The sequence below is a fragment of the Termitidicoccus mucosus genome (assembly GCF_038725785.1).
Classification (GTDB): Bacteria; Verrucomicrobiota; Verrucomicrobiia; order Opitutales; family Opitutaceae; genus Termitidicoccus; species Termitidicoccus mucosus.
The window spans coordinates 2,981,819-3,003,209 of the sequence record NZ_CP109796.1; the positions used below are offsets into that span (position 1 = coordinate 2,981,819).

A 21,391-nucleotide genomic window follows, 5' to 3' on the forward strand; every position below is an offset into this window, starting at 1 on the left:
ATATACAAAATGAAAACACGGAGACCGGCGGTCCGCCCTGGACGGCGGTTGATAATGCGCGCGCGGCACCGCCACGGAAACCGGCACCGGCGCGAGCGTTTTCACCGGCGCGTTTGTTTGCCGACCATGCCTTTGCCGCCCGCATGTGGGCGCTGGTCGCCATCGGAGCGTGCGCGCTCGCCGCGCTCCAACCCTACCTCATCATTAGCGCGTATCGCACGCGCGAGCGCGTCGTGATTCTCGACGGCGCGGGGACGTTTTCGGTTTCGCCGTTATTGGGTTTCGAGGAGGCGAAGACGCTTCATGAAACCATATCACTATGGGCCGCGCTCGCGCTCCTGCAACGCAACCCGAAGAACTTTGATTTTCCCGATTTGCTGCACCGGCTCTATCTCACCGAGGCCGCGACCAAGGCGCAGAACGAATTGCTCGCCGCAAGGGAGGAGTTCGAGGTGAAGCAGATTCATCAAAAGCCGGAAATTTTCAAGCTGGATATTCTGCGCACCCGCGAGGACCAGATCATTATAAAACTCGAAGGCCAGCTTGTGCGCACCGGCGTCTTTGAACGCCAGGTTTTTGCCGAATCCCCGCGCTTTTCCCTCACGCTCACCCTTGTCCGCAACCCGGACATGCTCGCCAACAAACGCTACCCGCTCGCCGTATGGAACTACGAATTTTTGCAAAACTGACCGCCATGTGCGTCACGCTCCTCGCATTGCTGGTTACGCCGGGATTTGCCGGCGACGCCAATCCTCGCACTCCCGTCGTCAAGCAACTGCCGCTGGACGAGCGCATCGTCTATGAAATCCCCATCAGCACCGACGCGCCGACGACGCTCATGTTTCCCTCCGCGCCGTCTGCGCTGGAGGGCGCGAATATTTCCAACAACCCCGACGCCCCCGCGCCCGTGCTGATGTCGCACCTGCCGGGCCGGTATTACTTGAGCGTGCGCGCCCTCAAAACCGACGCCCGCGCCACGCTCAACGTCATCCTGCAAAACAAAACCTATATCATCCGTCTCGCCGTCGCACCGCATCCCTACGGCTCCGTGACATTTTACGAAGATCGCATCGCCGGACGCAGCGTGGCTCTCACCAAACGCGCCACGCCGGAAACGCTTCTCACGCTGCTTGACCGTGCCAAATCCCACCGCCTCATCCGCGAGCAATACCCCGAGGCCGTCTGGCAGGTCGAGCACCGCGCGCCGAATGAAACCACCCGATACCGCGATTTTACCGCAACCGTGGAGGAGGTTTTTCGTTTCGATCCCGAGGATACGCTTGTCTTCAAGCTAAAACTCGAAAACACCGGCGACGCCGAGGTCGTCTATCAACCCCAGGGGCTTGCCGTGCGCATCGGCAACCGCCTCTATCCCTCGTCCATCGCCGACGCCTCCGGCCTGATTCCGCCGCGTGCGGAAACAACCGCCTACTTCGCCATCACCGGCACGCCGGACGGCGGACGCGCCAACCTCAGCGTGAAAAATACCTTCAATGTCATCGTGCCTCGCGTCATCCGCGACGCGCATCTCATCGCGCCGAGATGAAAACAATAAAATATAATCTCACACAAAGGCACGAAGGCACAAAGAAAACCTTCGGCGTCCGCAAACAAAACTCTTCTTCGTGCCTTTGTGCCTTCGTGTGAGATTTTTTTATGAAACGCATTATAAAATTCATAAAAACCCCGTTTGGCAGCATGGTCGCATTGCTGGCGTGCGTTGCCATCGGCGCGCTGCTCATCCACGGCGGCAACCGCAGCGAACGTCCGATGAGCGCCGCCACGACTTCGCCGAGTCCGATGGAGCGCCATACCATCACCCGCGATGGACAGGAACTCAGAGTCCCCGCGCCCGCGCGCCCGGCGGTGCCATCCCCAACGCGCAACGAGCCCGGCGAGGAAACTGTTTCCCGTCCCCGCGCCGCCCGCCAAAACAGCGATTCCGCCCCCGCCAACCGTAAGGAGCCCACCGTCCTGCCCATCAGCCTTCTCGACGCCAACAGTGCCGCAAGCGCGGACACCACCCCCGCGCCCTCGCGCAACTACGCCCCTTACGGACGCCTCATCCCGTGCGAAACCGTCATCACCTTGGAATCCTCCAAACTCGACACGCCCGTCATCGGCCTCGTCACCGAGGATGTCTGGCACGGCGGCCGCCTTATCATTCCCGCCGGCGCGGAAGTCCACGGGCACGCCGCCACCGACCGCGCCCGCGAACGCATCGCCGCCTCCGGCCAGTGGATTATAGTCTGGCGCGACCGCACCACCGACAACGGCATGGAACTCACACTAAACGGCATCGCCCTTGACCGCGAGCGCGACGACACGACCGGCGAGTTTGGCCTTCGCGACGGCTCCGCCGGGCTTGCCGGGCAGATTATCAAAACCGACGATTTTCAGGAAATAAAACTCTTCGCCTCGACCTTTCTCGCGGGCATGGCCAGCGGTTTGCAGGACATGCAGGATACCGGCGCGCTTGCAGGGGCGGGAGGCGCGGGCATCGCCATCCCGCAGGCCACCGCGAAAAACGCCGCCCTCGCCGGCACTGCCGGCGTGCTCAACGCCTACGCCGCGCAAATCGCAAAACGCATCGAGGAGGACGGCTTTTATGTCCGCGTCCCCGCAGGCAAACAGTTTTATATTTATGTCACCCAGACCCTCGACAAGGCGAAGACCGCGCGCGGCAACGGCACCGCCAAGCTCTGGCAGAAAAACAACCCGGAAACCCCGCCTGCCGACGCACACAGATAAACACCCGAAACACAGCCAACTCATCATGAAAAAAACCTCACTCAGACTCATCGCCATAATATCGATTTCCCTTTTTGCAGGCCGAAACCTCGCTCGCGCCGGGGATTTCCAGATAAACGCCGACAGCACAGCCGTCACGGGCACCGACACCGGCCAGTCCTCCAACAACGCGGACATCGGCTACGACAACACCCTCTCAAACTCGATGGACAGTTTTATATACGGCGGCACCAACACCGTCGCCAACGCCGCGCATGTCACGGTGGTCGGCGGCGGCAACACTGTCATCAGCACCGAAAGCCTGGACACCGCCCATGTGTTCGGCCAGGGCAACGCCATCGCCGTCAACGGCGGCGGCATCTATTTGGTCGGCGCGGGCAACGGCGTGTTCAACGAGACGGGCTACGGCAGGCACAGCGCCGGCCTCTTTAACATTCATGCGATCGGCGCGGACAACGTCATCACCAACATGGACCATATGAACGGCGTCTTTGCCCTTGGACTGGGCAACACCGTCCGGGACGGCAGGATTTCCGCCGCCCAAAGCGACATCGCCAATGTTTTTGCATTCGGCGCGGACAACGACCTCCACACCCTGTTCAGTGTCGGCGTCCCGGGCCTCAACCACGCCTATGTTCTCGGCGGCGGCAACGTCATGAGCGTCGCGGGACGGTTTTCTAACGTCTTTGCGTTCGGCACGGGCAACAAAATCATAAACCCGTCCGACACCGGCGTTGGAAACATCGTCGGCGGCCTCGCGCTCGGCGACAACAACACCATACATGTCCCCGGCGGAGCCATCATGATGAACGTCTATGCCATCGGTGCGAGCAACACCCTGGGGGCCGCGTCGGGCGGCGGCGTGGCCAACTCCTATATTATCGGCACCCGCAACAACATCGCGGCGAGCGGTGCCGCCGCCATCGGTTTCGGCAACACCATTTCCGCGCCGGCGGCCGGCACGTATGTTTTGGGCGCCAATATCAATGCCTCCCTCGCCAACAATGTCATCCTTGGCAACCACAGCGCCGAGGGCGGCGCAACCCCCGTCACCGTCATCGCCATCGACGCGAAAACCCAGGCCCTTGTCGCCGGCTCCTCGCCGGTCGGCATTGTCAGCGTCGGCGCGCCCGGCGGGGAGCGCCAGATTATCAACGTGGCCGCGGGGCGGATCACGCCCGATTCAACCGATGCCGTCAACGGTTCCGAACTTTATATAACCAATGAGGCACTGGCCGGGCTTGGCTCAACCGTCGCCGACCTTGCCGCCGACTCGCTATTATGGAACAACGCGCTCAGCGCCTTCGACGCCTCGCGCGGGGCGGGAGGGGCGGGAGGGGCGGGAGGCACAGGCAACGCGCAACGCATCACCAATGTCGCCAGCGGCCTCGTCGCCCCCGGCTCGCTCGATGCGATCAACGGCTCGCAATTATACAACACCGCCACCGGCATTATAAACATCCTCGGCACGGGCACCGTGAATCCCGACGGCACGATCACCGGCGGCACGTCGGTCAGCCAATCCATCACGACCATCAATCAGACGGTGAACAATATTCTCTCCGGCAGCGCGGGCCTCGTGCGCCATGACGCCGCCGCCGGAAGCATCACCATCGGCGCGCACATTGGCGGCGATGTCCTCGCCATCGCCGGGACAGACGGCGACCGCCGGCTTGGCGGCGTCGCCGCAGGCACTGCCGACAACGATGCCGTCAATGTCGGACAACTCAAGGCGGCGGGCGTCATCTCCGGCACAGGCAATGCCATCGCCCATGTGGTTGTTTACGACAGCGCCGCGAAAAACACCATGACACTCGGCGGACCAGCCGTGACCGGCACCGGCGCGGGGCGGACCGGCGGCACCCGCGTCACCAACCTCGCCCTTGCCGCCATCCACGCCGCGTCCACCGATGCCGTCGCCGGCTCGCAACTTTTCGACACCAACCAGCGCGTGACCAATCTGGAAAATATAGTCATCAATATAATCAGCGGGACGGACGGGGCGGGAGGGACGGGAGGGGCGGGCGGCGGCGCGCATTTCAGCACCGGCAACGACAATCCGCTCATTCCCGCGACCGCGACTGGCGGCAACGCCGTCGCCGCCGGCATGGGCGCGACCGCCAGCGGCGCATCATCGAGCGCCATCGGCTCGCTTTCCGAAGCCCGCGCAGACGGCGGTGTCGCGCTTGGCCGCGGCGCCGTGGTCGCCATCACTGCCGCCAACTCGGTTGCCATCGGCGCATACTCCGTCGCCACCGAGCCCGACACGGTTTCCTTCGGCTCCGACACCCTGCAACGCCGCCTCGTCAACATCGCCGACGGCATCAATCCCACCGACGCCGTGACCATGCGCCAGCTTGCCGCGATTGCGGACGCCGCGAATGGCCGGCTTGAAAACATCCAGAGCCGGGTAAACACCATCAGCGACCGCATGGACGGCATTGGCGCGATGTCCGCCGCCATGAATCAGGTTCAGCCGCGTTTGTCCGCGTCGAACGGAAACCGTAGCCAGCTCGCGCTCGGCTTCGGCGGTTATCGCGGACGCAGCGCGTTTGCGATGGGTTACGGTTACACCTGCCCCCTTGGAGATCGCGGCATGCAGGCGAGTTTCGCGCTTTCCGACGCCGGCGAAGTCATGGCCGGCGCGGGCGTCATCCTCGGCTGGTAATGACGGCGCGCTGCGGCGCGCCTGATGAAGAATGTATAATGAAAAATGTATAATGTATAATGAAAAGCCACGGCACATCAAACTCACCGGAGGGAAGGGGGCGCGCACCCTGCATGATGACAGGGCGAATCCCGCGCCATGCCCATTATACATTATTCATTATTCATTTTACATTCGCTCTGGCGCTTTGCGCCAGAGCGCAGACACCGCCGCAACTCGTGGTGTTTGTTGACTCGGTTCCCGTCATCATCGCCGCGCCCGCGCCGTTTGTCGAAGTCTCGCGCAACCTGCCCGAAGCCTTCGCGCAACGCAGCCGCGCGGTCTCGGCGTCAGGCCGGCTGCTCGCATGGTTCATTCCCGCGCTGTCCCTCCAAGAAAACCAGCCCGGTGGGAAACCAACCCGTTGCCGCGCGCTCCAAGTGCAGGTGTTGAGGGAAATGGAACCGGTCCGCTACGACGCGCAGACATTCAAGGCGCTTCGCGACGAGACCCTTGGCCGCGCTCCGCGGATAACCGAGGACGATGCAGCGACCGTGTTCGGCATCCTCGACTTGAAACCGCTCGGGCAAAAACCCGGAGGACAAAAAATCCTCGGCGGAGCGGAACTTGGGCGCGACTCCTTCACCCTCTGCATCGCCGTCGGCACCGAGGGCGGCGACCAGCTTGGAGGCCGCAAAATCGAAACATCGGTGACGTGCGTCACCTACATGCTCATTCAGGAAAAAATACTCCTCTTGACGGTCACCGGCCCCGACTTGAGCGCGGACGAACTGCGCAACGCCATGCGCCTGACCCGCGAATGGCTCGCCCTCCTGCGCTGGCCGGCGAAAACCTGAAACCCGGCACGACAACATCCCCCCGTCTCCCGACTCCTTTTCCCACCATGAAAAAACAAAACCGACTCAAACTCATCTTGGTATTTTTCATCGCGATTGCCGTCCCATTGCTGGGCGGCTGTTGCTCGATGCTCCGCCCAAAGCCGCCTCCGCCCGCGCCATCCGCGCCGCAGGCGACCGTCGCCGTGCCCGTGTCCGGCACCGAGCTTGATCTGGCGAACATCGAAAAAGTCCGCTTTGGCGACACGCTCAAGGCGTATCCGGTGAACAGATACGTTGACCCGCGCGACCCGAACATGCTCCACGAGGCTCACCTTGTTTATAGAAAGGAAGCCGCCGCGTCGTGGAACCTCTCGCCGCACGCCCCGACCGCCGTCCCGCTCGGCCCCGTCATCGCCGTCTCCGACCCGGCGGAAAAGCCCGCGCCGGGCAATGCCGACATCGAGCAGCGCATGAACGCGCAAACCCGCCTCATGGCCGCGCTCACCGAGCAGAACGAAACCCTTGTCGCCGAAATCGCCCGCCTCCACCGCGAGCTTGCCCGCACCCGCGAAGCACCCGGCAACGCCGTCAAACAATAACACCACCACATCGAAAAAATGAATACGACCCAACCACCGCCCGACCTCTCGCCGGCAAATCCCGATGCCGCGACACCGTCCGCACCTCCCGTCCCGCCACCCGACGATGCGCCCGCCGAGCCGCTTGCCTTGAAGGAGCGCCATCGCGCGCCCTTCGCCCAAGCTCGCGACACGCTCGTCGAGCAGTATGGCGTTTCGCCCGCTCCCGACGAATTGCTCCGCCTGTGGATAACCACGGCGACGCCGTGGCAGGTCGTGCGCGTTTTTGAGGAAAGCGTCCTCAACCTCACCGGCAGCGATCTGGCCGGCACCGGTGACGAACAGATTCTGCTCGGCCTTTGATAATAAAAGCCAACGCAAACCAATATAAATTTTCCGGGACGTTCCCGGACAAGGCCGATTGCCCTTGGCGACCAGCCGCCTTGCAAAACACAGGCTGGGATTCAACACACAGGAATAAAAACATGGCCCTTAAAAAAGCCCTCGGAAACAACGACAACGAGCAGACCATCAACCCCGAGGTTGATGCGAAGCTCACGCAGTATATAAAGGACAATCCGAAGCTCCACGCTCACTACAACGAGATGACCAAGGAATTTTTAGTCAGGAAAATGATGCTCAGTTGCATGCGCCGCAGCGAGGTCAGAAACGAGCGCGATCAGGAACTAGTCGAATGGATCAATCAGAACCCGGAAATCAAGGCCCGCGTGGAGGAGCGCATCCGCCGCGTCTCGCCCGACCGTCGCGAGCGCGCCTTCATCGCCGTCGCCCGCGAGGAAATGCAGACGCACCTCCTGCGACAGGGCGCCTCGGCGGGAATGAGGCCCTGACGGGTTCGAAACACGCCGCATGGCGGCGGGCGTGCAATCACGTCCGCCACCGTGTCGGCATGACCGGCAAATTTCATATGGACCAGAAGGCATCGCCGTTGGCGGGGGAGATTTTTCGGGCATTGTTCGATTCGCGGGACACCGCCGCAGTCGCATTATTCCTGTCGCTTTTGCGCCAGATGCCCGGCTTGCGGCAGTGGCTGTGTTTCGTATCGCGCATCCCGGACGCTCGCCGCCGCCTTGATGCCGCCGTGTCGGGCAAGGTACGCCCGCCACCGTCGCATCGCGAGGGCCGCGCCTTGCTCGCATGGATTGCCGGTCCGCCGGGAGTCGGGCATCACTATGACCCGGCGGTGGCAAACACGGAAAAACACCGGCACCGCCACGGCGGGCTGACCCGCTCGCAAGTGATCGGGCAGATCCGCAGCTATCAGGCGGGAACCATCGGTCTCGCGCCGTTTTTGATTACATGCGCATGGCGGCACTGCCCGCCCGATGCGGAGCCATCGGCGGCCCTGTTGCAGGCCACGGCCTTGTTTTTGAAGGAAGCTGTCACACGTGGCTCGCCGGACTTGATGCGCCACGCAGCCAAGGCCGTGTCGTTTTTCCATAAATCGCCCATTGGCAAAATCACGCGGGAGCGGTTCGGTTTTCCCAACTGGTGGAAGCTGGTGCTTTTTCAATACATCCTGACCAATCCCAAGCCGTGTTACAGAGTAAGGGAATTTCAGCGGCACTTGCGCGGCCAAGGGCTGCAAGTCGAGGACAAGCACTTGCGCCGCTTCTGCCAAAAACACGGCATCGCCCGCGACATGCGCCCCGGCAGGCCGAAGCGCGCCGCCCCGGATTGATCCGATCTCCGCAATTAAGGGTAGTTTGACTGCACAACCTGTCTCTGCCATTCGCCGACGCTACCTGTCGCTCCGTCCGTCAAACTTCGCGATGATGCGGGCGGTCTCCTTGAAATTGGCATAGGAGACTCCATCGGTGAGCGCCTCCTGCTCGCCGCCATAGAGCACGACGGGCGACTCGGCGGCATCCGTCAGCTTGAGAAAATTCCGGAGGTTTCGCGCGAACGACGGGTCGTAGGTCATGCCGGCCTTGATTTCGACGGGCAGCCGCCGCCGGCCTTTGTTGACGACAAGGTCAACCTCCAGTCCGTGCTGGTCGCGGAAATAATAAAGCTCCGGCTCCCGCCCGGCGTTGAGCCGGGTTTTCAGCGCCTCGGCGACCACCATGTTTTCAAACAACCCGCCGAACAACGGGTCGCGGGCGGCCTGCGCGGGCGTCTCGATGCCGAGCAGCCACGCCGCCAGCCCCACGTCGGTGAAGTAGATTTTCGGGGCCTTCACCAGGCGCTTTCCGAAGTTGTTGAAATAGCACGGCAGCCGGAAGACGATGAAGCTCGCCTCCAGCACCGAGAGCCACGAGGCCAGCGTCGTGCTCGAAACGCCGGCATCGCCGGCGAGCGAACTGAGATTGACGACCTGCCCGACGCGCCCGGCCAGCAGGCGCACGAAGGTCTCGAAGGCGCGCTGGCTGGTGATGTTTATCAGTTGCCGCACGTCGCGCTCGACGTAGGTCTGGTAGTAACTCCGGTAAAAAAGCTCCGGCGCAACGCCGTCGGCGTGGACGCCCGGCATGAAACCCCGGTGCAAATACTCGTCGCGCTCCAGCGACACGCCGGCGTCGGACAGTTCGGCGATGGAAAACGGCAGCAGCCGCAGCAACCCCGTGCGCCCGGCGAGCGATTGCGTGATGCCGGCGGCGAGGCGCGGCTGGTGCGAGCCGGTCAGGATGAACGCCCCCTTCCGCTTCTGTTCGTCGGCCATCACCTGCACATAACTGAGCAATTCGGGGACATGCTGCACCTCGTCGAGGATCAGTGGCGCGGGATGCGCCTTGAAGAAGCCGACCGCGTCGCTCTGCGCCGCGAGGCGCACCGGCGGCAACTCAAGGTTCAGGTATTCGTGTTTCGGAAAAGCCGCGCGGGCCAGCGTGGTCTTGCCCGACTGGCGCGGCCCCAGAATCGTGACCACGGGAAACTGCGCGGCGAGGCGCGCCAGTTGCGGTGTGATGTGTCGTTTCAGCATTTTGTCCGGTCTCCTTTGTTTTGATAACAAGGGAGTTGGCCGGTTTTTGTCAATTTTCAAATCGGATTTGAAAATTGCCCAACGGCAGAGAGCGGCACCCATTCAAATCCACCGGAGGCCCGATTGTTTCTCGGTCAAGGCTGTTTTCGCAGCACATAGCTGTCCGCCAGCATGCCGGTGATGATTTTGCCCTTCATGTCCAACTGAATCAGCCTGTTTTCTCCGACTTGGTAATGGGCGGGAGCATCCTTCGCATCCAGCGTGATGGTGTTCCCATTGTCCCACTTGAAAGTCCCGGCGGCGCCAAAATCGGCTCCCAGCCGCCCGGCATACCGGTAGCGCAACGTATAGGTCGAGTCGGAACGCAAGGTCAGTGTCACATTGATGCCCGACCCGCTGGCCGAGGGGATTTCCCCGGTATATACGCCCGCCCAGTCCAGGCTGTTTCTCGAATGGTGGGCCGCGTCAACAGGCTGCTTTGATGCGCAAGCTCCCATCCCGGACGAGACCGCCAGGATTGTGAGTATAATAATATTTCTCATCCAGCTTTCCAAACTAAAATCAGGCATCAAATCAAGGGAAACCAATAGAAGACCAGGAACATAGTTATTCAATTTCCCCTTGGAATAAAAAACGCATTCAACTCACTTCGACATTCCGCCCAATAACCCGCCGGCCACCCTGTCCTGCAAGAACCGCTCGACGGCTCCGCGCATGGGGCGCGCGCCAAGAGTCTTGTGGAAACCCGTCCGCAAAATCGTCTCTACGTCATCGGGAGTGATCGTGATCTCATGTCCCAGCTTTCGCAGCCGCGCCAGTTCGCCCGCGATCATGGCCTCGCAAATCTCCCGCTGCACCGCATAAGGCAACCGCGCAAACACCACCTTTTCCGTCATGCGCCCCACCAGTTCGGGACGCAGTGTTTGATTTACCCGCGCCAGCACCGTGCGCTCGATGCTCGCGAACGGCGCGGATTGCATCCGCATCGCCTCCGCCGCGCCGATGTTCGACGTGCACACGATATAATATCCCGAAAGATTCTTCCGCTCGCCCGACGCCAGCGTGATGCTCGCGTCATCCAGAATCTGCAAACAAACCAGCCGCTCCATTGCCGCCATGCACGGCCTCCGCCTTCGCCAGCACCCGGCCAAGCAAGCCAATGTCACCGACCTTCTCGCCAATCAGTTTCTCAACCGAGGATTGATTTTGATATTCCGACATGTCAAACCGCAGCGGCTTCGCCCCGCCGAACAAATACCCCGTGAACGCATTCGTTAGCTCCGTCTTGCCCGTCCCAGTCGGCCCCACGAGCAAAAAACTTCCCTTTGGCCGGCCATGATGCGCCAGCCCCAGTTCTCCGCGCTGCAACACCGACACCACGCACCCGATCACATGCTCCTGCCCCTTGATGCACCCGCGCAAATACTCCGCCAGTCCGCGCAACCTCCCGCGCATTTCGTTCAATTCTTTCGTGTCCATTCGTGTAATCCGTGATTCAAAAAATCCTTCATCGCCGAAACCACTCCGGCACCTTGCCGTCCGCGCCGCGCGGCATGAGCCTTACCCTCCGAAACCCCTCCTCGCAGTGCTGCACGACGGCCTCAAACTTCCGCAGTCGCCGAAACTCGTGCGGCTCGATGTAATACTTTTCCTCCTCGGTATGGCTCACCGTGCGCTTCCCGGCCGAATAACCATAGCTGCGTTTTTTATACTTTTTCTTTCCAAGCGTGTCCGCCGCGATTTTTGCCGACTCCTCATCCGCCGCCTTGCATATGATCCGATTCGCCATGTTGGCGATAAAAACCTTGGCCTTCTGCTCATCGCCAATCGGCGGGATGAGCGAGGTGTAACTTTGCGTGGCCGCGACCACCGTGGCCTTCGCCTCGCGAATGACATCCACGACATTGTAATCGCTCGTGCCGTCCTCGCTCGCCGTGATGATTTTCTGCGCCTCATCCGCCCACAGTATCAGCAGATTATCCTTCGCCCGCTCCTCCGCCGGTCGGTCGAAGCGCAGCAGCACGTGCGAATAAAACACCAGTTTCAGCAACGTGTGTATATAACGCCGCTCGGTCTTGAAGCGCTGCGGAATCGAGACGCAAATGACCTTGCTCCGGTCAATTTCTGACATGGAAAACGTTGATTTGTCGGGGCAGAACACCTCGGCGATGTCCGGCGGCGTGAAATGTTTCAACCTGTTGGCGAGCGTGCCGCGCACGCCGCCCAGTTGCTCGGCGGGCTGGCTGGCGATCTGCGTGCGGTAATGTGCCAGAAGCGACTCGGCCTCCTCGGTGCCCTTGTTTTCAAGTTTGCCCAGAAGCCGCTTCATCCATGCGTCGGAGGCCAGCAATTCGTGCGCGTTTTCCAGAGTCACCGGCACACCCGTGCACGCCAGCGCGCGGAAGGCGAAGTCCATCTGGATTTCCGCCTGGGTCTTGAAGAACGGCTGATCCCCGTCCTGCCCGAGCGAGGCCGCGACATCGCAGACATCCTTCGCCTTCGACGAATACGGCAGGCGCGGGTCTTCCAAAAAGTTGAACACATGCGGAGGCTTCCAGTCCGCCGGCGCGCCCTCGGGACGCACTTTTAGCAAAATCAAATCCTTCTCGCGCCCCAACGCGCGAAACATGGTGGACAGCGTTTCCCAATAAAGCCCCTTGTCATCAATGCAAACGCCGCCCCAATCCGGGCAGTTTTGCGTGACCTGCCAGAGCATGGTGTTGATGGCCGCGAGCGTTTTTCCCGAACCCGTCTCGCCCGTGATGAGCCAGCCCCGGCAAAAGTCATTCTGAGTCCACTTAAACCCTCCCAGCCGCAGAATCGGTTTCGGTTTCCGGCGCGCGTCGCGCCACGCCCACCACGCGCACGGTAACTGCCAGAGCGCCCAGCCCGTGAGGCCCGCGAGCAACGGCGCGCGCAACATGTCGGCGGCGGGTAATCGCGAGGGCACGACATGCCAGTGCCGCCACGCCAGAACCGCGAGCGCCGCGCCGGTGAAGAACAATACGATATGCGTAATCATTCAGGCCGATCATGCCGGAATCTTCCCGCCTTGGATTGGATATTCCCGGCATTTTTCAGGACAAAACCGGCATTTTTTTGAACACGCGCGCATCAAGGTCCGAGTTTTTTGACTTCGACCGACACAACGACAGGCTCCCCGTCATCGCCGGACAAGCCGAGGAATTTTTCCTCCACGGCGCGCACTTCCGCAAGGCGCATGGCGTGCAGGCCGTCCATGAGTTTTGCGAGGTGTTTTCCGCGCAGCACGGCCTCGTAACGCGCGAAGCTCAGTTCGATGCGGTCCGGCGCGTGGTCGCGCGCGTCCGCTGCCGTGAAAACCGCGCCGTAAAAACTCGCCCAGGGCAATTCCCATGCGCGGGTATTATCCGCCGCAAGGCGCAGGCAGCGCGGCTCGGCTCCGACAGTTTCAGTCGGCGGATGGCCGTGCGCGGGCGCGCCGCCGTCTTCGCGATCCAGTTTGTCCAATGCTTTTTTTAACGACAGTCTCATGGGCTGATTCCTTTCCGTGGGTTGGGTTGTTGCGATTGATACATGGGGGACAAGGTGTGTTGTGCCGGCGCCTGCACGGCGTGCGACGGCGCATGGGTGGCGCGGAGGGCTTCGTAGTGTTGCGCAATGACGCGCTGGTGCTCCCCGCTCAACCGCGCCTGCAAACCCGCTTGCGCGGTCTCGTCGATGGCCAACGACACGGCGGGAGCGCGGTTGCCTTCCTGCTCGATGCGTGTGCGCAGCGCGGTCGCGTCATCGGTGAAGACCAGCGCCTGTTTTCTCGCCCGCGAGATGCCGACATACCACTGGTTGCGGTTGACCGCGACGGGCTTGGTTTCATCGCCCGCGCAGTGCAGGAGCACGGTGTCCACGGTCTTGCCTTGCGAGGCGTAGGTCGTGACGGCGTAGCCGGGGATGAACATGCGCTGCGACGCGGCGAGGGTTTTGCACGCGCCGGCATCGTCGCGCACGCGGATGCGCCCGTCCTTCATCACGCGCAGCACGGTGGCCAGCTCGCCGTTGCGAATGGCCGCGCCCTCGGCGGACTTGCCGTTGAATTTCATCTGCAAGCGGTCGCCGCGCGCCAGTTCGATCTCGCGGGCGCGCACCGGCACGAGGCAGGCGGCGGCATGGTTGTAACTGACGGCGGTGTCGCGCCCGTCCTTGCACAGCGTCACGCCGCCGGCACCGGCGGCAACGATTTCGCAAAAATCACCGCGCTGGAAGCGGCCGTATCCGCGCAAAAAATACACCCCTTCACCGGGGACATAAAACCGCTCGTCGCGCCTTTGCGCCTCCGTCAGGTCAACCGCCTGCCACGAGGCGACGGGCACGCCGGATTTTAGGATGCCCGCATTTTTGAGTTCGGCGCGGATGGCCGCGTTGAGCGTGCGAACCGCGTCCCAGGTCCGCGCGACGGCGAGCACATCCTCCTTGCGTTCCACGGCCTCGCGGTAGCGTGCGGCGATTTCCTTGGGCAGCGTCTCGGCGTCGCCTTCGCGCACCCAGCCGAGGCGTTCCAGTTTTTCGAGTGATTCCACGAGTTTCCCATCGGCGGCGGCTTTCACCGCGTCGCGGTAGCCGCGCACGGCGCGCTTTTGCTCTCGCGACGAAACGGCGTCGGGATTCTGGCGCCGGATGGTGTCCAGCTTGACCGGATGCAGGCCGGCCTGCGTTTCGAGGATGCGCAGCGCATCCGAGGCGGCGACGGCCCCCTGCTGGCGCGTGTCGCCGGAGAGGATGACGCGCCCGCCGCACTCGCGCGCGGCCCCGACGATGCGCAGCATGTCCCTGCCGCCGATCTGCCCGGCCTCGTCCACGACCACGACCGTGCCGCGTTCAAGGGTCGCGTGGCTTGAAAAAGCCAGCAGCCGCGCCACGGTGTCGGCGTCCAAACCGTCGCGGCGCAGGTCGGCGGCCTGCTGGTGCTGCGGGGCGAACACGCGCACGGGATGCCCCGCTGTTTCCAAACCGCGCACGACCTCGCGCAGGGTGTGACTTTTGCCCGTGCCTGCTCCTCCTTGAAAAAGCGTGATAAAGTCGCGGCTGCGCAGGATGCGGATGACCGCGGAACGCTGGTCGGGCTTGAGGCCGGACGCGGGCGTGAAATGATCGTTGAACGGGTGGCAGGCATCGCGCCCGTCGCGCGCGGCCAGAATGAGGTTCCATTCGGCTTGAAGGGTTTCGCGATGGGTCAGTTTGCGCGTGCCGGCTTCGCGGAAAAAATCCCTGCCGGCGACGGCGGCTTCGAGGTCGGCGAGCGTGAAGGCTTCGCCGCGTCCGCGCATGAGCGCGGCGGACATCAATTCATAATCGGTGGACACGGCGTTGCGCTCGAAAACGTGTTTTTCCGCCCACGCGAAAAAACCGCCCACGTCCGGTTTTTTCGCGACAGCGGCGGCGGCTTCATTTGTCGCGGGTATTGGTAATTTCCCCGGAGCAATGCACGAGAGCGCGGCGCGTTCTTCGTGAGTCATTTCCGCGGCCCAGCGCGGACGCAGTTTTTCGGAGGACAGGCTTTTTATTTTGCGGCGGCGCACATCATGCGCGACCTGCTTGCGGAGATTTTTTTCATTGCCCCGCAACCCTTCCGTTTCGATGCGTTTCTGCGCTGCCTCGTCAATCTGGCGGTGGCGTTTTGAGAACCGCTCGACGACCGATTCCGGCACGCCGGCGATTTCAAAGTCGCGCGCGTTGTTGGTGAGCGTGTAGCCGAGTTCGCGCAGCCCCCTGGCGAGTTCGTGATAATAAAGATTCTCGGCAAATTTCTGCGCCCGATACATGCCGGTCGCGTGCAGCGCCTTCCACCGTTGCTCATCCCAGTCATAGGTGGCGTTCATAAAAATGCAGTGCGTGTGCAAATGGGGGTCGAGCTCGCGGCTGGTGTCGTGGCGGAACAGCGCGCAGAGCGTATTGCCCGTGACGCGCTCGGAGTTCGCACCGTCCTTGCGCACGCGCGTCTCGGCAAATTTTTCCAGCGCGTCCGCCATCGCGCGAGCCGCCTCGTCATGAAGTTTCAAAATCCGGTCATCCTGATACAACGCGACGATGGAAACAGACTTCGGCGGCGAAATCGTAAAATCGTAAAACACGCGCCGGTTCGACACCGTGAGATCGCCTTCGCGCCGGGTCGTGTTGCGGCGCGCGGTGAGCCATTGGCCGGTTTTCGGGCTCAACCCCTCGCACAGTTTTATAAACGCCTCCTCGGTGACTTTTTCATCGAGTCCGAGCAACGCCGCGCCCTCGCCGCGCCATTCGCCGGGGACGACATGGCCGTCCATGTAATAATCCCCGGTGGCAAGGTGCTCGCGAAAGTATCCCTTCGCGTTGGCAAGATTGAGTTGTGGCTTGGGCGTGAGCATCGAATAATAACGCGACCTGGCGCGCGGGAAACCACCCTCATCCGAGGCGTTGGGAAAACGCATCCGCGCTTCAAGTGGCAGGACGCATTTCCCCTTCGCCACCTGGCGAATGTTTTTTTAAGGACGGCTTCCATATATAGGGGTGCATGTAAATGCACCCGCGCGGCATGTCGCCGTGTGACCGGTTTTTATATACAGGTGTGGAGGCTTCGCACCGGCGCTTTTGATGTGCCCGACTTGCACGGAGTCGCGCCGCGCCCCTGCGTGCCTTGGGTCACGGCGTGACACCGTGCGGGGCGGATTGATAATCAGGCACGGGGCGGGAGGGCGCGAAGACACGGGCGCGCTCCTCGTTTCGCTCCACCTCCAAACCGTCGCGGGCGCGCTCGTTCCTCGCGCCGCCCCGCCCCGGTTTTCCGGTTCCGCTTCGCTGCGGGCGTCCCGTGACTTCGCGCCCGGCCTTTGTATAAAACACACGCTCTGCGGAAATGCGGACAACCGCGCCGGCAAGCATATAAATCATTCGTGGCCCGATGGAGGGGAATGTTTTTTGATATTACAGATTTTCCCGCAATTAACCCGTCATGATGTTTCGATGGGCAAATGCGCCTTCGATTACTTTCGGCTCATTCGCGCCGGATAATTATAAAACCGGACACGGCCGCCATCGCCACGCGCGAACGACCGCCTGTTTTACGAGCCCGCCATGCAACGCCGACTCATGCGCGAAGGCGCGTTGCGTCCGTCGTCCCTCCGTCCGCAGCGCGCCCCCGCGCCGTGGCGGAAACAACCCCGTCAGCCGGGCGAAGACTTGGGCGCGCCCGTCGCTTTCGGCGGGCCGTCGGGCGGGCGGCGGACCCGCTGCGCGCCCGCCTCCGCCGCCGTCACTGCCGCGCTCCAAGGCGTCCCAAGACTCCGCCGGGCCGGTGAAAAACCTCCATTCAGGGACGCGGAGAATCGAAAAAACAAAACCAGCCGGTTCATCCACCGGGGTGGTTTTTCAATATGAATATCGAGCGGCACGGCAACCGGGCGTGAATCGCCGCGAAGACGGATTTTCCACGAAGCATAAACACGCGGAGCGCGGGAGAAATTTTCATGCGCGCACGATGGTGGAATCAATCCGGCCAGCGCCGCCTCGACATGACTACTTCTCTCTCGTCGCATCCCATTTTACCACACTCGCGTCAAGGTGCTTCCGGCTCGTTCCTCGCCGTGCTCCACCTTGACGCGGTGTGCTGCGGGGACGATGCGAGTCGAGCAGAGCACCGGACAACCCGGCACGAGGCCGGGCGCGGAGCGCCGCGCGATTCCGCATCTCATATGGAAAATGCAACCGTAACAGCGGACAAGCCGCTCACCAAAAAAGAAACCGAATGCGCCGAGGCCGTCGCATCCTTGAAAAAATGGCTCAAGCCTGGCGACACCGTCTATACCATCCTGCGCCATGTCAGCGCCTCCGGCATGAGCCGTGGCATGGACGTTTATACAATCAGCGGTAATAAACCGCGCCGGCTGACATGGAGCGCGGCCAAGGCGCTTGACGCCACCTATGACCGCCGGAAAGAAACCCTCCGCGTGTCCGGGGTTGGCGAGGATGCGGGATTCGCCACGGTCTATCATCTCTCGTGCAAACTCTTCGGGGACGGATACGCCCTCCTGCACCGCTGGCTCTGAAGGCGCAGTCGCGAAACACATCCAGATGAAAGGAATGTCATGACAAACGAAGATTTATTTGGAAAACCGGTTTATTCATACACACGCAAACAGGCCATCGCCGACGGCGTGCTCATTGACCTCAGTGGCGACAAACTCATCCACGCTCACTGGAAATACCCGCTCGCGACCACCAGCACGGTGTGGGAGACTGTCCAAAGCGCCGTCCGCGATCATGACAACGACCTCAATGGAATCCTGCACGACCTCAGCGTGCTGGCCAAGCTGCGGATACGCAGCGGAAAAACCGCCGACTCCGACACGGCGCGCTTCACCGCAATTATTGGTAAACGCACGCGCGCGCTGAAACTCCACCTCGGCCTCGGTGACAACCACGAGCCGGTTTTGACCCTCATGTTCGACGACGAGGATTGAACGCCGGACGACGGCAAAAACCACAGGGGCGCGGCTCATCCGCGCCCCTGTTTTTTGACAGGGAAATGGGGGCATCCACCCGTGGAAAAAACAGGCCCGCCTGCTGCTGGTTACCCATGCTGGCACATCGTCAATGTAGAACGCTCCTGCGTCGCGTCTCCACACCGGACGCCTCCGCATCCGCTCCGGCGTCCTTTGACTTGATGTGCGCGGGCAACCGCGTGAATCGGCGGAGCCGATGACAACCCGGCACGAAGCCGGGAAACGGACTCCCGCGCGATTCCGCTAAAAAATGCGTATCTACGAGATTAAACTCACTTACAATCTCATCCAATCCGGACCGGCCGAGGCATTAAACTGCGCGGCCAAGGTGGTCGCCTATATGCAAGGCGCGTTCGATGCCTATCCCGAGCAGGAAATGTGTTACCTGATTTGCTTGAATCGGAAATTGAAGCCCACCGCCCGCATCATGATCACCCTGGGCACCCAGAGTGCCTCACTTCTCACCCCGCGCGAGTTTTACCGCGCCGCCATCGCCGCATCCGCCTCCACCGCTTGGACTTGGATATTTTTCATTCAGAGAACAGGGTCTGATCTAAGGAAAACCATCGCTGGCGGAAGGCCACGCAGTCATAATGCCACTTCCGCCAAGGTTCCCCGACACGCGCATATGACACCGCACCGGTGATTGCCTCGCCTGCGCACCGGCACACACTGCGCAACACACCGCCGAAAGCGCCAGCCACGGCCATGAGACGGCATCCTGCATGCGCGCCAAGGCTCCCTTTTTGTTCGCCAGAGAAATGAGGGGCATCCGCCCGTGGAAAAAAACAGGCCCGCCGCTGCTGGTTCCCAACGCGTATCACATCGTCAATGTAGTGCGCTCCTTCGTCGCGCCTCCACACCGGACGCCTCCGCATCCGCTTCGGCGTCCTTTGACTTGATGTGAGCGGGGAACCGCGTGAATCGGCGGAGCCGTCACGAATACCCCGGCACGGTGCCGGGAAACGGACTCCCGCGCGATTCCGCGAATCAACATGACAACAGAAACGGCATCCGCCCTCGAAACACGTTACCTGCCCAAGGGCCGCAGGCTCGGCTCCGTCCACCGGGAAATCCTTCATTATATAAACAGCGGGGAGACCGCGTTGTTCAGATTCCTTCGCGGTTATCTCAATGCCGCCTCGCTTTGGACATCCCGCGACGACAACGAAGAATACCTCGACGCCACCCACACTATCGAGGACATCGCAATCGCCTCGCTGGTGAGCGCATGGGCCGAGTGCTCGCAATTCTGCCGCGAATGCGCCACCGATTTGACCCACCTCGACGACGAGCGCAACGGCCACGACTTCTGGCTCACCCGCAATCACCACGGCAGCTACTGGGATGAGCCCGTCAATGACGAACTTGCCGAGTTCGCCATGCAGCAACTCACCCGCGCCAGCGAATCCTATGGCGAGGTCGATCTCCACATCGGCGACGACCGCAAACTCCACTTCAGCAACGAAAGGAGTTTTATATGAAAACCACCCCGCCAGACACGATACCGGAACAGCATCTTTTTACCGTCCGGGGCAGGCCGGTCATGTTTCGCAAGGACGGAATGTTCTTCGGCGCGCTCCACGCCACCGAGCGGGGACATTTCCCGGTAAGCTCCACGGGTTACTATTCCCTCGCCCAATTCACACTTTACGTGCGCGAAGGGGCCGGATTCTTCGATCTGCTTTCCCGGAATTTTCTGGAAAGCCTCGCCGCCGAACAGGAACGCGGGACTAAAGGAGTTCTGCACGATGTCATCCGGTGCGCCAATCGCGACATAGCCAATGAATATGCCTTCGTTCATTGCGCGCAGCGCGCGGCCCAGGCGTTCGCACACGGCTTGTTCGCCACCGACGCGCAACGCCGTGAACTTTGGCAGGCGGCGCATGAAACCTACTCGAACCTGTTCGACAGCGCCTTCGTCCGGCACGCCGCCAGGGACCGCCAGAATCCGCCGCGAAACATCGAGCCCGACCGGCGAACTTTCGACGCGTTGCGCCGCTGCATGCGCGGCGACTTTTCCTTCGACAACGCCGGCAGTCAGCCAACCGCCATCCTCATGACGAACTATTTCGAGCTGCCGCCGAAACGCGATGGAGAGCCCGTCATCACCGCCCCGGCGCGCACCCTCGCGCTCGATTTTGGCGACTGATCGTTGCTGCCGGCTGGCGGCAAGGAATGCCCGCCAGCCGTATTCTTCCTGCGGTGCCACGCGGCGGGCGGCAATCCGCGTTGGAATCAAACCACGCACAGACAGGCTTCGCTCCAATGCCGCGATATGCGGCATGTCGGGGTCGCGCCCGCAGTCGCGTTTGGAAGGCCCGCGCCCCGTGGCCGGCCATTTTACCACGGTGCGTCAAGGTTGTGTGCTCCTTCGTCGCACCTCCACCTTGACGCGCCGTGCTTTTTCGCGGCTATCGGGCGTTGCGCCCCATATAAATGACTCCAGTTGCCATCCGGGAAAAACAAGCGCGCGCGCTTTTGCCGCAGGCGTTGCCGTTGCCCGCCCGCGCCTTGTCTCCGGCATCCCGTGGCTGCATAGAGGTCTGGACACGAGCGCGCCCTGACCGGCAGCCCGCCAGCCGCCCGGTGGCGGCAAGCTACAAAACGGCACTGGCTATGACACTGCCGGAGCGCGTTGCGCCATCGGCAACCGACCCGGACGGTTAATCCCGGACGGAGACGCAAAAGACGCCAGCACTGCCGCGCGCCGCGCCAGCCCGGTCCGATCATGGATGCGCCCGATGAAAAAAACATGCAGGGATGCCCCGACGCACTTGCAGCCACGAGCGGAAGCGCGCAGCCAGCCGTGCAACAAAACCCGCCCCCGCGCAGGGCGCGGAATACTCGGAATATTCCTGAGACTGGCACAAGGACGTTTTTTCAAAAACAATCCTTGCCAGATCAAGCGGATTGCCGCAGGGTCATAGCATTCTTCAGTTGTATCCTATTTTTGGATACAATAAGGCTCTGCCAGCCGGTTTTTATCACGTGCGGTAGATGGCCAAAAGTTGCCAAAAACGATGTTTTTTGCTTCACTTCTTTACTTTGGGCTGACACTCTTTGCTTGTTCTAACTTACTAACCAACAACAAAGTCCGCCAAAACCAACAACTTGGCTGTCTT

The 21,391-nt window shown here is 61.8% G+C and carries 23 protein-coding genes; 15 read left to right on the forward strand and 8 right to left on the reverse strand.

Annotated elements, in window-relative coordinates:
• The first annotated feature begins 113 nt into the window (after positions 1-113).
• From OH491_RS10385 to OH491_RS10425, 9 genes are all read left to right on the forward strand, one after another.
• Positions 114-689 carry a hypothetical protein gene (locus OH491_RS10385; RefSeq protein ID WP_068771470.1) on the forward strand — a complete coding sequence of 192 codons (576 nt, stop codon included), beginning with the start codon at positions 114-116 and terminating at the stop codon, positions 687-689.
• Positions 662-1,546, forward strand: coding sequence for a hypothetical protein (locus tag OH491_RS10390; RefSeq protein ID WP_145928935.1), 885 nt, complete (start codon positions 662-664; stop codon positions 1,544-1,546). Before OH491_RS10385 ends, OH491_RS10390 begins: the two co-directional genes overlap by 28 nt.
• Before the next feature lie 110 nt (positions 1,547-1,656).
• Positions 1,657-2,751: a TrbI/VirB10 family protein gene (locus tag OH491_RS10395; RefSeq protein WP_068771468.1), complete on the forward strand. Its 1,095-nt coding sequence runs from the start codon at positions 1,657-1,659 to the stop codon at positions 2,749-2,751.
• A gap of 25 nt (positions 2,752-2,776) precedes the next feature.
• Complete coding sequence (locus OH491_RS10400; RefSeq protein ID WP_068771467.1) at positions 2,777-5,419, forward strand: YadA family autotransporter adhesin; 2,643 nt, start codon at positions 2,777-2,779, stop codon at positions 5,417-5,419.
• 218 nt (positions 5,420-5,637) lie between these two features.
• A complete protein-coding gene (locus OH491_RS10405; protein ID WP_068771466.1) occupies positions 5,638-6,255 on the forward strand; it encodes a hypothetical protein in 618 nt (205 codons plus the stop codon).
• Positions 6,256-6,302: 47 nt separating this feature from the next.
• Complete coding sequence (locus OH491_RS10410; protein ID WP_068771465.1) at positions 6,303-6,836, forward strand: hypothetical protein; 534 nt, start codon at positions 6,303-6,305, stop codon at positions 6,834-6,836.
• 18 nt (positions 6,837-6,854) lie between these two features.
• Complete coding sequence (locus OH491_RS10415; RefSeq protein WP_068771464.1) at positions 6,855-7,178, forward strand: hypothetical protein; 324 nt, start codon at positions 6,855-6,857, stop codon at positions 7,176-7,178.
• A gap of 122 nt (positions 7,179-7,300) precedes the next feature.
• A complete protein-coding gene (locus tag OH491_RS10420) occupies positions 7,301-7,666 on the forward strand; it encodes a hypothetical protein (RefSeq protein WP_145928934.1) in 366 nt (121 codons plus the stop codon).
• Positions 7,667-7,743: 77 nt separating this feature from the next.
• Positions 7,744-8,517 carry a hypothetical protein gene (locus OH491_RS10425; protein WP_145928933.1) on the forward strand — a complete coding sequence of 258 codons (774 nt, stop codon included), beginning with the start codon at positions 7,744-7,746 and terminating at the stop codon, positions 8,515-8,517.
• Positions 8,518-8,577: 60 nt separating this feature from the next.
• Here OH491_RS10425 and OH491_RS10430 read toward each other — a convergent pair whose 3' ends face one another.
• From OH491_RS10430 to OH491_RS10465, 8 genes are all read right to left on the reverse strand, one after another.
• Positions 8,578-9,759 (reverse strand): ATP-binding protein, encoded by a 1,182-nt coding sequence (locus OH491_RS10430; protein WP_068771461.1) that lies wholly within the window; start codon positions 9,757-9,759, stop codon positions 8,578-8,580.
• Between the two features lie 134 nt (positions 9,760-9,893).
• The gene (locus tag OH491_RS10435; protein WP_068771460.1) at positions 9,894-10,301 is read right to left on the reverse strand and encodes a copper resistance protein NlpE N-terminal domain-containing protein; all 408 of its coding nucleotides are present in this window, start codon (positions 10,299-10,301) and stop codon (positions 9,894-9,896) included.
• Between the two features lie 102 nt (positions 10,302-10,403).
• Entirely contained in the window at positions 10,404-10,850 is a 447-nt protein-coding gene (locus OH491_RS10440; protein WP_342751010.1) for an AAA family ATPase, read from the reverse strand.
• Positions 10,834-11,238: an AAA family ATPase gene (locus tag OH491_RS10445; RefSeq protein WP_342751011.1), complete on the reverse strand. Its 405-nt coding sequence runs from the start codon at positions 11,236-11,238 to the stop codon at positions 10,834-10,836. Before OH491_RS10445 ends, OH491_RS10440 begins: the two co-directional genes overlap by 17 nt.
• Positions 11,239-11,266: 28 nt before the next feature.
• The gene (locus tag OH491_RS10450) at positions 11,267-12,781 is read right to left on the reverse strand and encodes a type IV secretory system conjugative DNA transfer family protein (protein WP_068771458.1); all 1,515 of its coding nucleotides are present in this window, start codon (positions 12,779-12,781) and stop codon (positions 11,267-11,269) included.
• 92 nt (positions 12,782-12,873) lie between these two features.
• Positions 12,874-13,272 carry a hypothetical protein gene (locus tag OH491_RS10455; RefSeq protein ID WP_068771457.1) on the reverse strand — a complete coding sequence of 133 codons (399 nt, stop codon included), beginning with the start codon at positions 13,270-13,272 and terminating at the stop codon, positions 12,874-12,876.
• On the reverse strand, positions 13,269-16,196 hold the full coding sequence (mobF, locus tag OH491_RS10460; RefSeq protein WP_068771456.1) for a MobF family relaxase: 2,928 nt from the start codon (positions 16,194-16,196) through the stop codon (positions 13,269-13,271). The genes OH491_RS10455 and mobF overlap by 4 nt, the downstream gene beginning before the upstream one ends.
• A gap of 211 nt (positions 16,197-16,407) precedes the next feature.
• The gene (locus OH491_RS10465) at positions 16,408-16,656 is read right to left on the reverse strand and encodes a hypothetical protein (protein WP_068771455.1); all 249 of its coding nucleotides are present in this window, start codon (positions 16,654-16,656) and stop codon (positions 16,408-16,410) included.
• A gap of 183 nt (positions 16,657-16,839) precedes the next feature.
• Between OH491_RS10465 and OH491_RS10470 the strand changes: the two genes are divergently transcribed.
• From OH491_RS10470 to OH491_RS10495, 6 genes are all read left to right on the forward strand, one after another.
• Positions 16,840-17,142, forward strand: coding sequence for a hypothetical protein (locus OH491_RS10470; protein ID WP_145928931.1), 303 nt, complete (start codon positions 16,840-16,842; stop codon positions 17,140-17,142).
• A 314-nt stretch (positions 17,143-17,456) separates the two neighbouring features.
• Positions 17,457-17,810 carry a hypothetical protein gene (locus OH491_RS10475; RefSeq protein ID WP_068771454.1) on the forward strand — a complete coding sequence of 118 codons (354 nt, stop codon included), beginning with the start codon at positions 17,457-17,459 and terminating at the stop codon, positions 17,808-17,810.
• A gap of 39 nt (positions 17,811-17,849) precedes the next feature.
• Positions 17,850-18,224, forward strand: coding sequence for a DUF6573 family protein (locus tag OH491_RS10480; protein ID WP_068771453.1), 375 nt, complete (start codon positions 17,850-17,852; stop codon positions 18,222-18,224).
• A gap of 292 nt (positions 18,225-18,516) precedes the next feature.
• Positions 18,517-18,912 carry a JAB domain-containing protein gene (locus tag OH491_RS10485; protein ID WP_342751012.1) on the forward strand — a complete coding sequence of 132 codons (396 nt, stop codon included), beginning with the start codon at positions 18,517-18,519 and terminating at the stop codon, positions 18,910-18,912.
• A gap of 349 nt (positions 18,913-19,261) precedes the next feature.
• Complete coding sequence (locus OH491_RS10490; protein WP_068771451.1) at positions 19,262-19,750, forward strand: hypothetical protein; 489 nt, start codon at positions 19,262-19,264, stop codon at positions 19,748-19,750.
• Complete coding sequence (locus tag OH491_RS10495) at positions 19,747-20,418, forward strand: hypothetical protein (RefSeq protein WP_145928930.1); 672 nt, start codon at positions 19,747-19,749, stop codon at positions 20,416-20,418. Before OH491_RS10490 ends, OH491_RS10495 begins: the two co-directional genes overlap by 4 nt.
• The last annotated feature ends 973 nt before the right edge of the window (positions 20,419-21,391 follow it).